Raw genomic sequence first — 13,687 nt, 5'->3', positions numbered from 1 at the left:
TTATCCTGAATACGTTACAAAATTGCGCGGTGTCTCATAGAGTACCACTTCCAATTCATTGGCCTGGTCTATATGTGGCCTAAGTTTGCTCCAAATGACCACGGCAATATTTTCTGCAGTTGGGTTGAGTTCCTTGAACTCGGGAACATCTGCATTAAGGTTTTTGTGGTCCAGAGCCTCTTCTACATGCTCCTTGATCAAGTCCTTGAGCACTTTTAGATCCATCACAAAACCTGTTTCTTGATCAATTTCACCCGTAACACTTACAATAAGGTCATAATTATGCCCATGGTAACGGGGGTTGTTGCATTTTCCATAAACGGCTTGGTTTTTCTCTGCATCCCAATCTGGTCTGTGCAACCGGTGGGCCGCATTAAAATTGGCCTTTCTGCTCACTTTTACTTTCATTTGGCCGGGGTATTTTTCATGATATAATCATAGAAGCGTTCAAATATAATCTTGAACCACTCCGTATATTCATTGGGATTGGCGGCGATATCTTTTTTGATATCGGCCGGAAACATCCATTTCCAATCGGCCACTTCCTCTGGGTTAATATTGGGGGAATCGTTATACGACCCGATCATTACATGATCGTATTCATGTTCGGTAAGGCCATTATCAAATGGGGCCTTGTATATAAAAGAAAACAGTTCCGTAAGTTCCGTTTGAAATCCCATCTCTTCCATGAGCCTGCGCTTTCCGGCCTCAATATTGCTTTCGCCATCACGCTGGTGACTGCAACAGGTATTGGTCCATAACAAAGGGGAATGGTATTTATCCTGTGCCCGTTGTTGGAGCATGGTCTCTCCTTTATCGTTCATCACAAAAACCGAAAAAGCCCTATGCAACAATGCCTTTTCATGGGCCTCCATTTTGGGCATGAGACCAATGGGCTCATCCGCCTCGTTCACCAATATCACTTTTTCCTCTTCCATGAGGTAAAAATATGACCTTTGGAGGAATTTATGGAGCCAAGGGTTTTAAATTGTTCCTAAAAGAAACGTGGGGATTTTAGGTTACCGACATTTCTAAGGAAATCGTAACGTAGGATAACCTCAAAGGAACCATCATTGAAGGTAGCGGCACCCAATTCGGTTATTTCACGGTCATAGGCCAACCCAAGCATCAATTGATCGGAAACCATAAAACCAAACAACCCGCTGAAGGCCGCATCCCATCGGTAGGCCACGCCTCCAATGAACCGCTCATTCAGCATAAAATTGGCCGAAACGTCTACCTGCAAAGGGGCTCCCTGTACCATTTTGGTCAAAAGGGTAGGTTTGAATTTCAAGAAAGGGTTCAAATCCCAAACATAACCGGTAATGACGTATAAATTGATCTGTTCCTTTGCCGTGGATACGGAAGAGGTATCAAAATGGGTGGTCTCCAAAATCCTAGGGGCCGAAATGCCTGCATAGAATCTATCGGTATGGTAATATACCCCCGCACCGATATTGGGAGAAAACTTGTTTTGTATGTCCTGCTGGGACTGCAGCTGCGGGTCTATTTCAAACTCATCCAATTCGGAATAACGAATATCCAACATATGGGCACTGGCTTTCAGACCAAAACTCAGTTTAGCGTCAAAAGAGGTTTGTATGGTATACGAAAAGTCCACATCGAAATACGTTTCGGAAGTAGGGCCTATCTTATCGTTTACCACAGAAATTCCCAGTCCAACCCCTCTATAGCCCATGGGCGTATGGATATTCAAGGTCTGTGTTTCAGGAGCTCCATCCAGTCCCAACCATTGGTTCCTATACAATGCCGCAATGCTCAAATGTCCACGCGAACCTGCATAGGCCGGATTTACACTCACTGTATTGTACATATACTGGGTATACTGTGCATCTTGTTGGGCATGGGTAGTTCCCACAATCCCTAAGAAAAGTAAGGCCAGTAGTCCTTTTATGTTCTTCAATAGATGTTTTACCTCCACAGTAACCATGTTTATCTGTTAATGTATATGTATCCTGAGATTTGCTTCATATTTCCACCTTGATCTTGATAATCGATAACGTAGAAATAGGTCCCCACAGGAAGCTTATTGTCTTGATCTACTGTTACCCTACCTTGGGAAGTTCCATCAAAAACATTTCCAGTGGTATTGTAGGCTTTGGTCTGGAAGACCATTACTCCCCAACGGTTATAGATCCTGACCGTGTTGTTTGGATAATCCTCAATACCGTTGATGGCCAATACGTCGTGTATTCCATCCCCATTGGGTGTGATAACATTGATCACATCAATGGTTTCGGCCGTAGTTTCACCCAAATCAGGGTCCAAGTAGTTGGGTATACCATCCTCATCGGAATCGTCATTGGCATAGTTGCCATCCATATTTAGGTCTTCGTCAATGGTCTCGATACCATCGTCATCGTCGTCAGAGTCCCTAAAGTCAGGAATACCATCAGAATCAGTATCCAAAAGGTCGGTGCTAGGGTCGTCAATCTCATCATTGACATCCAAATCGATGACCGTACTGCCTTCAAAGGCATCGTCAAGACCATCATTGTCCTTATCTGAACCTATAAGCTCTATATCGGCAATACCATCTTGGTTCATATCATGGCCTTCAATAATATCAGGCACATTATCATCATCACTATCCGTATCCACATAATCCGGAATACCGTCATTATCTGAATCCAAGGGAATCAAACCAATGTTTCCATCATTCTCATAGGCATCATCCAATCCATTTCCATTGGCATCAACCATACTTGGAGGGATATATCCCAAAGCAGGTTGTGCTTCAATATTATCCGGAATGCCATCATTATCACTATCTATATCCAAATAATCTGGAATGCCGTCCCCATCCGTATCCGTTGGATTGGTGGATGGATCATTATCATTATCCGCATTGAGATCCTCAAAACTGTCCACAATACCGTCTCCATCACTATCTAGGTCAATTCCAGAAGTGTTTACAATCACAGTAATGGTGGCCGTATCACAATGTCCATTGTCATCACAGACCGTATATTCAAAGGAATCTGTTCCTGTATACCCTGCATTGGGTATGTAGGTAATATTGTCATCCGAAGGATTGTTCACGGTACCATTATCATTCAATAGTATGGTTCCGTTGGATGGATCTGTAGCTGTAATGGTTCCGATATTGGGGATGTCATTATCATTGCCTTTCCACAAAATAACAATATCCACTCCTTGATCCGTGGAAACTGAATCATCATTGGTATCCACGATTGGAAGTACATCAACGGTCACCGTAGCGGTACTACAATCTCCAAAAGTGTTGCAGACGGTATAGTCAAACGAGTCGGTTCCATTAAAATCAGGTGCTGGAATATAGGTTACCCTATCATCCGATGGGTTATTGGGTGTTCCATTGTCGTCAATGTTGACCGAGCCATTGGCTGGGTTCGTAGTAGTGAGCGTTCCTGTTGAAGGCAAATCAGAATCATTGTCAAAGATAGGCACCTCAACAGATTCATCTTCATTGACCACAATCAGGTCATCCACCAATGTGGCCGCCTGGCTCATACAAACCACGGTAAACCGAGGCAACTCAATACTGTTCCCCACCTTGGTGATAGTAGCCGTGTAGCGCACCACACTTTGTGTGCTTGTGACCATTGGTCGGGTTTGATCCCCACTTAAAAACGGACTCCAACTCACTGTGGCTCCCGAAGGCACACTGGCAGAAATATCCAACGTAACTTCGTTGTTCGGTGCTTCACAATCGGTTAAAATAAAATATCCCGTGGCATTGGAACCGCAAAGGGTACCATCATAAGTAGCGAAATATACCCCTGGCTGTGTGGCTTCGTAAAAAGAATTTGTTCCGAGAACTGTACCCAAATCGGAAGCTTCAAACCATTGGTAGTTATTTTCATCACCCGTATTTGGAGCCTGAAGCAAAAACTGGGCGTTGGCAAAATTCACTCCCAAAAACAGGATGAACAACCCAAGAAATAAAGACTTATGTAAGGTGATGGATTTCAAATCTTCTAGCGTCTTTATCATTCTTATTTTACAACAAACACCACGTTGATCAATGCATTATAGTCTGATGGTTGGCCAACAATATCATAGGTAAGTTCACCACTGGCATCAATACTCATATTGTCAAACACAGCTGGATCTGCATAGGTCACATAATAATATAGATCCGTTGCAGCATAGGTAGGTATTGCCGCAGGAGCCCCTAAACTTGCCACTGCAGGAGTACCAAACTGTGCAACATATTGATCATATAGGTTTATTGTTCTACCGATTCCGTTTGTTGAAGCATCAACTGCGATAGAAGGTGGATAAAAAATCCGAGCCGCTTTGGATACAATGGGCGACATTGCCTGAATGGCTCCCTCAACCGTGGTCTCTGAACTACCATCACCATCTGAATCAACCGATGTGTCCAAATCAACATCTGAAGCAGTTTGATCAATATTGATATCTGCCAAAGCTACCTGAAGGGTTCCATTACTGTCCTCTATCTCAAGGTTCGCTCCGCTCACCTCGAAACGGGTGTTCACCTCGTTGGTGATGCTCCCGTCCACTTCGGTGAAGGTGCTGTTCACGATATAGGGGTCGCCGCTGGTGCCGCTTCCGCTCACGCTGATGTCCGTGCCGGCGTTGACGATGGTCTCCGAACCATCGGCCGCGTTGGCCGTGATCTGTGAGTCCACATAGTTCTTCGTGGCGGCGTCCTGTGCATTGGTCGGGTCCGTAACATTGGTAATCGAGGTTCCCGCGCTGTTGCCCTCGCCTAGTACGCTGGCCAAATCCTGTATCTCGTTGGTGATGCTACCGTCAACCTCCGCAAAGGTGCTGTTCACTACATAGGGGTCACCGCTGGTGCCGCTTCCGCTCACGCTGATGTCCGTGCCGGCGTTGACGATGGTCTCCGAACCATCGGCCGCGTTGGCCGTGATCTGTGAGTCAACATAGTTCTTCGTGGCGGCGTCCTGTGCATTGGTCGGGTCCGTCACATTGGTGATGGATGTACCGGCGCTGTTGCCCTCGGAGAGTACCTCCGATAAGGTCTGGTCGTCACTGCCCAAGTTCGCCAAGGGTACCTGGAGGGTACCGTTGCCATCCTCTATCTCAAGGTTCGCTCCGCTCACCTCGAAACGGGTGTTCACCTCGTTGGTAACACTGCCGTCCACTTCGGTGAAGGTGCTGTTCACGATATAGGGGTCACCACTGGTACCGCTCCCGCTCACGCTGATGTCCGTTCCGGCATTCACGATGGTCTCCGAACCATCGGCCGCATTGGCCGTGATCTGTGAGTCCACATAGTTCTTCGTGGCGGCGTCCTGTGCATTGGTCGGGTCCGTAACATTGGTAATCGAGGTTCCCGCGCTGTTGCCCTCGGAAAGTACCTCCGATAAGGTCTGGTCGTCACTGCCTATGTCCGCCAATGGCACCTGGAGGGTACCGTTGCCATCCTCTATCTCAAGGTTCGCTCCGCTCACCTCGAAACGGGTGTTCACCTCGTTGGTGATGCTCCCGTCCACTTCGGTGAAGGTACTGTTCACCACATAAGGGTCGCCGCTGGTGCCGCTTCCGCTCACGCTGATGTCCGTGCCTCCGTTGACGATGGTCTCCGAACCATCGGCCGCGTTGGCCGTGATCTGTGAGTCCACATAGTTCTTCGTGGCGGCATCCTGGGCGTTGGTCGGGTCCGTCACATTGGTGATGGAAGTACCCGCGCTGTTGCCCTCGGAGAGTACCTCCGATAAGGTCTGGTCGTCACTGCCCAAGTTCGCCAAGGGTACCTGGAGGGTACCGTTGCCATCCTCTATCTCAAGGTTCGCTCCGCTCACCTCGAAACGGGTGTTCACCTCGTTGGTGATGCTACCGTCAACCTCAGTGAAGGTGCTGTTCACAATGTAAGGGTCACCGCTGGTGCCGCTTCCGCTCACGCTGATGTCCGTACCTGCGTTGACGATGGTCTCCGAACCATCGGCCGCGTTGGCCGTGATCTGTGAGTCCACATAGTTCTTCGTGGCGGCGTCCTGTGCATTGGTCGGGTCCGTCACATTGGTGATGGAAGTGCCGGCACTGTTGCCCTCGGAGAGTACCTCCGATAAGGTCTGGTCGTCACTGCCCAAATTCGCCAAGGGTACCTGGAGGGTTCCGTTGCCATCCTCTATCTCAAGGTTCGCCCCGCTCACCTCGAAACGGGTGTTCACCTCGTTGGTAACACTGCCGTCCACTTCGGTGAAGGTGCTGTTCACAATGTAGGGGTCACCGCTGGTGCCGCTCCCGCTCACGCTGATGTCAGTTCCGGCGTTCACGATGGTCTCGGAACCATCGGCAGCGTTGGCCGTGATCTGTGAGTCCACATAGTTCTTCGTGGCGGCGTCCTGTGCGTTCGTTGGGTCCGTCACGTTCGTGATGGATGTGCCGGCACTGTTGCCCTCGGAAAGTACCTCCGATAAGGTCTGGTTGTCTGTATCAATCAAGGCTGCAATATCTGCCAGTGAGACAGCATAAGTATTGGTATCAGAATCTGTTATCACCAAATTGGTGTTGGTTCCATCAATCCCAAAAGAAACAATTGTAGTATTGGTATCCGTAAAACTATCACTCAAACTGCTTAAATCAACATTGACACTCCCCCCATTTTCCAATGTCAATGTCAACGTATTGGTCGCATCGTTAAAAGTGAAACCGGTAAGTTGCTGGTCATCCGTAGCTGTGAGTTCCCACGAATTCCCATCCCAAAAATAAATGGTTCCAGTATTGGTATTCACATAAATGTCACCTGTATCCGCACCACTGGGAACAAGCGCTCCTGGACTGGAGACATCGGTTCCAGATAATACTTCACAATCGCATTGGTCTTGTAAAGTAACCGTGGTTTGAGAAAAGGCAATTCCTGTAACAAGCAGCAAGAATAAGAATAATACGCTCTTTTTCATGGGGTTATTATTAGTTGAGGGTCGTATTGTGTTTTTGTGATTTGTTGTTCGATTTCCAGTGTTTTCCTATTCAATCCAACACCTGAATTCTATTACATGCTACAAAATTACCTTTACTAATAGGGGGTGAAAATATTTGTTGTGTATACCATGAATCCAACGGTATAGTCTTATTTTTTTGAGGTGATTGCGTAAATTCCCTGCTATTTTCAAAGGCTGTTTATCGATAAAACCAGCAATATCAATGGTTTGCCAAGCCTTCAAAAAGACACCTTGAAAATGTTAACAAAATTGTAAGAAACCTCTTTCATGTTCTTAAAAGAAGAAAGGAGTAAAGGAAAAAGGAACAAACCTAAAAACAGGGTCATGACTTCCTTACATAGGGAGAAAGTACCCGCGCCCGAATAAGATGGCCTTCAAAAAAAAACTTCCCTTGATTAATAAGGGAAGTTTTTATGATATTGAAACTTGGAATGCGGTTAAGCTAGTATCATTCAAATATGATGAACTCGGATCTACGGTTCAGTTGGTGCTGTTCCTTGGAGCATTGAACTCCATTGAAACATTCATTTACCAGTCTGGACTCACCAAAACCTTCTCCCTGTAACCTATCTGCAGATATTCCTTTGGAAATCATGTATTTGACTGTTGACTCTGCTCTTTTTTGCGATAACCAAAGGTTATAGGCATCGTTTCCACGGCTATCGGTATGAGAATTGACCTTGATTTTTAAGCTTGGATATTTTTCCATGGCCACAATCACTTTCTGAATTTCAATCTCCGCATCGGGACGGATATTGAACTTGTTCAAATCAAAATAGATGGTGCTCAACTGAAGTAGTTTGGCCAAATCATCACCAAATCCACCCGTTACCACATCACGTTCCAGATAAAAGTCAATAATTCTGGGCTTTCCATCCGACTTATTAAAATATTCTTCAGCGGGTACATATCCGTCTCGGGATGCCCTTACAAAATTCCCTTTGGAGCAATCCAACTGCAAAACATAATTGCCTTTGGAATCGGTTATTGTGGACGATACCTCCCTATTTTCCTCATCAATGACCTTTACCGTGGCACCTGCCAACACTTCATTGGATATACGATCTCGAACGGTTCCCGACACCTCTTGTATGCAGTCCAAAACCAAAGGTTCGTTCTCCACAAAACCATAGATATCGTCTTCTCCCATGCCCCCTTCCCTATTGGAAGAAAAATAGCCTGTCTTATCCTCTGAATTGAAAATAAAAGAGAAATCGTCCAGAGGGCTGTTAATGGGTCTCCCCACGTTGACCACTGGTTGATCATAATCGTTATAGGTGATTTTTGTGGCAAAGACGTCAAGTCCACCCAAACCTTGATGTCCATCCGATGAGAAATACAACACCCCGTCCTTTGTTATGAACGGAAAGGTTTCCCTCCCAATGGTATTGATGTTTTTCCCTAGGTTGATGATTGGCCCATAGGTGCCATCACCAATAATTTCTGTCATGAAAATATCCGATTGTCCAACACTTCCCGGCATGTCGGAAACAAAATAGAGTTTTTTACCATCTGGGCTCAACATAGGATGGGCCACAGAATAGGAATCATTGTTGAACGGAAGTTCGGTGATGTTCGTCCAAACCCCATTGACCCGCTCTGCACTGTAGATCTTTAAACGGATGATACCCTCTTCATCTTTTTTCTTTTTCCCATCAAAAAAGTTATTTCGGGTAAAGTACATAATGGTCCCATCCTTGTTCACTACCGAAGTGGATTCATGAAGCCGGGTGTTCACATCCCCTTCAAGCTTTACCACCCTGTCATTGGAAACACTATCGGCATTGACCTTGTATAAATCCAAGAAATCCTTTGAATTCCATGTATGCCTATATCGAGCCAGGTTACCCGTATCCCTATCCGAGGCGAAAATGAGTCCCTTCTCATAATAAGAAGCCGCGAAATCCGAGTACTTGCTATTATAATCAAAAGGTTTTACCGTGTATCTTCCTGAATTTTTCTCAATCTTGGCCAGATAATCCTCATCAAAATCAATATTAACAGCGGTCATGGTCTTGAACCTTTCCATCAATTTTGTGGCTCCGTCATAATTTCCCAAAGATTTTAAACTCTGGGCATATCTGAAGATATAGTCCACCTCCATCTCATCAGGGTAGGTCTCGTCCAATTTTTGATAGATATTGGCGGCTTCCTCATACTTGGCATTAAAATAATAGGCGTTTCCAAGACGCTTTAGCAAATCTGAGGATACGTATCCCTTATCCAGTACCTTTTTGTAAATATCAATGGCCGGACTAAATGAATATTCTTCATAACGTTGGTCTGCCTTGGCCTTTCGTTTGGCCTGCTGTTTATCGGGAATACTGTCTTGTGCCATCATGTTTGTGACACATCCTGAAACCACAATGAGAAGTATAAGTATTCTTTTTAGCATCCTAACCTATTTAAAAGAATCTTGGTGAAACGGTTCTTTGGAACGATTTGAGCAATTCCAATCTCAAGAAAATCTCAAATGAACCATCATTGAACTGGGTTCCTCCCAATTCGGTCACCTCCCTATCATAGGCCAAGCCCACCATTATCTGATCTGTGACCTGAAATCCTGCCAAAGCACTTACTGCCGCATCCAAACGATAGGCTGCTCCAAAACTGAACTTCTCGGCATACAGAAAGTTGGCAGACAAATCTACCTGTAAAGGGGCACCACCCACTGCTTTCGTAAGCAGTGCGGGCTTAAATTGTAAATCGGCCCCCACATCAAAAACATAGCCTGTTATAAAATAGAAATTGATTCGCTCCGCGGACAAAAAGTTCACCGAGTTATCATCATTATCGTTGTCAAAATACTCGCTCTCCAAAATGTTGGGAGCTGATACCCCGGCATAGAATTTATCGGTGTGATAATACAGTCCCAATCCAAAATTGGGATTGAACTTATTGTCGATATTGTCCTGGCTGACCACTTCCTGATCAAAGTTCCGAAGCCCGTTGAAATCCAGACTTAGCATGTTTCCACCTGCCTTTAATCCAAAGGAAAGTTTTGCATCCCGGGCCACTTCAATGGTATATGAAATCACGGCGTCCAAATAGGTTTCCTGTACCACACCATCCCCAATATTGTCATTGACAATGGAAACCCCATAACCCAGTCTGCTATTTCGGATAGGGGAATGGAGATTAAGGGTAAACGTTTCGGGGGCACCGTCCAGACCTACCCATTGCGAACGGTATAGTCCGGCAAAACTCAATTGCCCCCTAGATCCTGCATAAGCGGGATTTACGCTCAAGGTATTGAACATGTATTGTGTATACTGCGCATCTTGCTGGGCAAACAGCCCCATGGACATCATTCCCAATACAACAAACGGAACTAAAAAATGTTTCTTTATCATTCTATCACTATTGTTACCTGCTTATATAAATGTAATCGGTGTCCGTGAAACTTCCTTTTTCGGTTTCATAATTAAAGATATAAAAATATACCCCGGCCGGAAGATAGTCGTTCACACTCAATGAGGACCTTCCTCTGGAACGACCGTCAAAAACATTCCTCACATTATCATAGTTTTTGCCTTCATAGACCGCTACACCCCATCTATTGAAAATCTGCAATGTGCTCGACTTTATCTTGCTCACCCCACGGATAAATAGGAAATCATTTTTTAAGTCTCCGTTTGGCGTCACCATCTGGTTCACTTCTATTTCCTCTATGATTACCGTGACCGTTGCCGTGTCACAATTTTCAGGGTTGTCTCTCTCGCAAATGGTATATTCTATGGTATACTCCCCTTCTGTAATTCCTGAATCAACAGTTATGGTACCATCATCATTGATCGTGAGTGAGTTTGTTGGATCTGAAGTCAAAATAACATTTGACAAGGTAACTTCCCCCCCATCAAGCCTATCGTTCAACAATACATTGGCATTTGGAATAGCGCCCCCTTCTGTTCCTTCAGTATAAAAATCATCCACGGCATCAATAACGTTGACCATACCTTCAGTTACCTCCACAGTAACTGTAGCCATATCGCAGTTTTCCACATTGGCAATCTCACAGATGGTATAGGTGATGGTATAAATTCCCTCGGCCGTACCAGGGTTCACGCTCACGCTGCCATCATCATTGATGGTGAGCTCATCCGTTGGATCCGAGGTCAAAATGACATCCTCCAAGGTAACCGACTCTCCGTTCAAGGTATCGTTGGAAAGTACATCACTATCAACAATGTCCCCATTTCCGGTATAAGAATCATCCACGGCATCGATGACGTTGGCCATGCCTTCCACGACTTCCACAGTGACCATGGCCGTATCGCAGTTTTCCACATTGGCAATCTCACAGATGGTATAGGTGATGGTATAAATCCCCTCGGCTGTACCGGGGTTAACGGTGACACTACCATCGGGATTGATGGTAAGTTCGTCCGTAGGGGTCGAGGTCAAAATGACATCCTCCAAGGTAACCGACTCTCCGTTCAAGGTATCGTTGGAAAGTACATCACTATCAACAATGTCCCCATTTCCAGTATAAGAATCATCCACGGCATCGATGACGTTGGCCATGCCTTCCACGACTTCCACAGTGACCATGGCCGTATCGCAGTTTTCCACATTGGCAATTTCACAGATGGTATAGGTGATGGTATAAATTCCCTCGGCCGTACCAGGGTTCACGCTCACGCTGCCATCATCATTGATGGTAAGTTCGTCCGTAGGGGTCGAGGTCAAAGTAACCTCTGCCAAGGTAACAGGCTCCCCGTTCAAGGTATCGTTGGACAATACATCACTGTCAACGATGTCCCCCCCAGAAGTGCTTCCAGTATAGGAGTCATCCACAGCATCAATGGTGTTGGCACCCACTTCAATGGTAACGGTAGCCGAAGCACAAACATTTGGGTCCGGCAATACATTACATACTTGATACACCACTGTAACCGTAGAATTGGATTCCAACTCCGTAGGGGTATAGGTCATAATTCCAGTGTCGGCGTCAAAGGAAACAACTCCGGTCGCAGTTCCTCCAATTCTGGACAAATTGGTAACACCAACATTATTGTCATCATTGTTAGGGAGATAATCATCATTCTCCAAAATATTTATGGCCACTTCCGTCAAGGCTGGGGTTGATCCAGAATCATCAACAGCCGTAGCTTCCAAAGGATTGGGATCCTTATCGTTCGGGTTTCCATCCCCATCGCAATCCAGTTCTTTCCATTCTGCAGATGGCTCCAAAGTGATGCTTTCTGGATTATAATCACAAGGGTCCAATGGGTCTGTGCCATCTTCTTTCTCATCCTCGTTGGTCACGCCATCTCCATCACAATCAGAAGCATTCCATGTAGAGCTTGGGTCCACGGTCTGGCTATCCAATACAAAATCACATGCATCGTTAGGGTCCGTTCCGTCTTCCTCTTCATCTTCGTTCGTCACTCCATCACCGTCACAGTCAGCGGTTAAATAATCCCCACTTTGTGGCAAGGTGATATGATCAGGGTTATAATCACAAGGGTCCAAGGGGTCGGTACCATCTTCTTTCTCATCCTCGTTGGTCACGCCATCACCATCGCAATCCATGTTCTTCCATTCTTCCGACGGAGTACAATTTTGATGTTCCGGAATAAAATCACAAGGATCAAAGGGATCTGTACCATCCTCTTTCTCTTTTTCATTGGTCACCCCATCACCGTCACAGTCCATGTTCTTCCATTCATCGGAAGGGGAACAGTTTTGATGCTCCAATATAAGGTCGCAAGGATCAAATGGATCCGTGCCATCCTCTTTCTCTTTTTCATTGGTCACCCCATCACCATCGCAGTCCATGTTCTTCCATTCGTCGGAAGGAGAACAGTTTTGGTGCTCCAATATAAGATCACAGGGATCAAAGGGATCTGTACCATCCTCTTTCTCTTTTTCATTGGTCACCCCATCTCCATCACAGTCCATGTTCTTCCATTCATTGGAAGCAGAGCAGTTTTGATGCTCCAATATAAGATCACAGGGGTCAAAGGGGTCTGTACCATCTTCTTTCTCTTTTTCATTGGTCACCCCATCCCCATCACAGTCCATGTTCTTCCATTCATTGGAAGCAGAACAGTTTTGGTGCTCCAATATAAGGTCGCAGGGATTTAATGGATCGGTGCCGTCTTCCTTTTCTTTTTGGTTGGTCACGCCATCTCCATCACAATCTGAATTCTTCCATGCCGTTGAGGGTGTACAATCTTGATGTTCCAAAACAAAATCACAGGGATCATTGGGGTCCGTACCATCCTGTTCTTCCTGTTTACAAGTTACCCCATCACCATCGCAATCCGGGTCCACAGATATTTCATAAAACGGATTTAACCATTCCAGTCCATTCCAAGATGAGGGTAGGGCTATATGGGTATTGGAAATCGTGTCCGTATTTCCAGAGGCAGATATGTGGTTAGGGGTCATCCCAAAGGAGGAAACTAGCCCAACAACCAAGAAAAAAACTGTGGCCGTAAAATAGCGAACTATAGTATTCCAAAGTTTTAAAAACGTAATGTTCTCCATAAATGATAAGTTTTGGTCAACTGATCACCATGGCTCGTAGTTCTCGTAAGTGTAAGAAAATTGGGGCTTTCTTATTTTACTATTTGGTTTCGGTCTTTCCGACACGCACAAACACAATTTGGTCACATAAATAATGCATTTCACGCTCACCGCCTATTTTTCTCGACAAAAGGCTTATTCCTCATCATTATTTACCACTTGCACTGTAACTGCCGGTTTCAATATAAATTCATACTGAAACCTTAGCAAAA

At 45.4% G+C, this 13,687-nt stretch carries 8 protein-coding genes; all 8 read right to left on the bottom strand.

What is annotated here, in order from left to right; all coding sequences use genetic code 11:
• The 8 genes from F8C76_RS17260 to F8C76_RS17225 all read right to left on the bottom strand — a co-directional run bounded on the left by F8C76_RS17260 (position 1) and on the right by F8C76_RS17225 (position 13,436).
• Complete coding sequence (locus F8C76_RS17260) at positions 1 to 408, bottom strand: 6-pyruvoyl trahydropterin synthase family protein (RefSeq protein WP_152132799.1); 408 nt, start codon at positions 406 to 408, stop codon at positions 1 to 3.
• Positions 405 to 938 (bottom strand): isopentenyl-diphosphate Delta-isomerase, encoded by a 534-nt coding sequence (gene idi, locus F8C76_RS17255; protein ID WP_152132798.1) that lies wholly within the window; start codon positions 936 to 938, stop codon positions 405 to 407. The genes F8C76_RS17260 and idi overlap by 4 nt, the downstream gene beginning before the upstream one ends.
• Before the next feature lie 56 nt (positions 939 to 994).
• Positions 995 to 1,951, bottom strand: a complete 957-nt coding sequence (locus F8C76_RS17250) for a PorP/SprF family type IX secretion system membrane protein (protein WP_152132797.1) — start codon at positions 1,949 to 1,951, stop codon at positions 995 to 997.
• Positions 1,952 to 1,953: 2 nt separating this feature from the next.
• Complete coding sequence (locus F8C76_RS17245; protein WP_249042449.1) at positions 1,954 to 3,996, bottom strand: T9SS type B sorting domain-containing protein; 2,043 nt, start codon at positions 3,994 to 3,996, stop codon at positions 1,954 to 1,956.
• 2 nt (positions 3,997 to 3,998) lie between these two features.
• Complete coding sequence (locus F8C76_RS17240) at positions 3,999 to 6,899, bottom strand: beta strand repeat-containing protein (protein WP_152132796.1); 2,901 nt, start codon at positions 6,897 to 6,899, stop codon at positions 3,999 to 4,001.
• A 490-nt stretch (positions 6,900 to 7,389) separates the two neighbouring features.
• Positions 7,390 to 9,336, bottom strand: a complete 1,947-nt coding sequence (locus F8C76_RS17235) for an OmpA family protein (RefSeq protein WP_152132795.1) — start codon at positions 9,334 to 9,336, stop codon at positions 7,390 to 7,392.
• A 10-nt stretch (positions 9,337 to 9,346) separates the two neighbouring features.
• Positions 9,347 to 10,294, bottom strand: a complete 948-nt coding sequence (locus tag F8C76_RS17230; protein WP_116217540.1) for a PorP/SprF family type IX secretion system membrane protein — start codon at positions 10,292 to 10,294, stop codon at positions 9,347 to 9,349.
• Positions 10,295 to 10,307: 13 nt separating this feature from the next.
• A complete protein-coding gene (locus F8C76_RS17225; RefSeq protein WP_152132794.1) occupies positions 10,308 to 13,436 on the bottom strand; it encodes a gliding motility-associated C-terminal domain-containing protein in 3,129 nt (1,042 codons plus the stop codon).
• Positions 13,437 to 13,687 lie beyond the last annotated feature (251 nt).

It is taken from the genome of Flagellimonas olearia (assembly GCF_009184425.1).
GTDB lineage: Bacteria > Bacteroidota > Bacteroidia > Flavobacteriales > Flavobacteriaceae > Flagellimonas > Flagellimonas olearia.
The sequence above is the reverse complement of the archived record's forward strand: the minus strand, read 5'-3'. Positions and strand labels throughout refer to the sequence as shown.

Excerpts from the sequence above, each read along its gene's own strand:
- F8C76_RS17250 (WP_152132797.1), bottom strand. The coding sequence starts at position 1,951 with ATGGTTACTGTGGAGGTAAAACATCTATTGAAGAACATAAAAGGACTA.
- F8C76_RS17225 (WP_152132794.1), bottom strand. The coding sequence starts at position 13,436 with ATGGAGAACATTACGTTTTTAAAACTTTGGAATACTATAGTTCGCTAT.
- F8C76_RS17235 (WP_152132795.1), bottom strand. The coding sequence starts at position 9,336 with ATGCTAAAAAGAATACTTATACTTCTCATTGTGGTTTCAGGATGTGTC.
- F8C76_RS17245 (WP_249042449.1), bottom strand. The coding sequence starts at position 3,996 with ATGATAAAGACGCTAGAAGATTTGAAATCCATCACCTTACATAAGTCT.
- F8C76_RS17230 (WP_116217540.1), bottom strand. The coding sequence starts at position 10,294 with ATGATAAAGAAACATTTTTTAGTTCCGTTTGTTGTATTGGGAATGATG.
- F8C76_RS17240 (WP_152132796.1), bottom strand. The coding sequence starts at position 6,899 with ATGAAAAAGAGCGTATTATTCTTATTCTTGCTGCTTGTTACAGGAATT.
- idi (WP_152132798.1), bottom strand. The coding sequence starts at position 938 with ATGGAAGAGGAAAAAGTGATATTGGTGAACGAGGCGGATGAGCCCATT.
- F8C76_RS17260 (WP_152132799.1), bottom strand. The coding sequence starts at position 408 with ATGAAAGTAAAAGTGAGCAGAAAGGCCAATTTTAATGCGGCCCACCGG.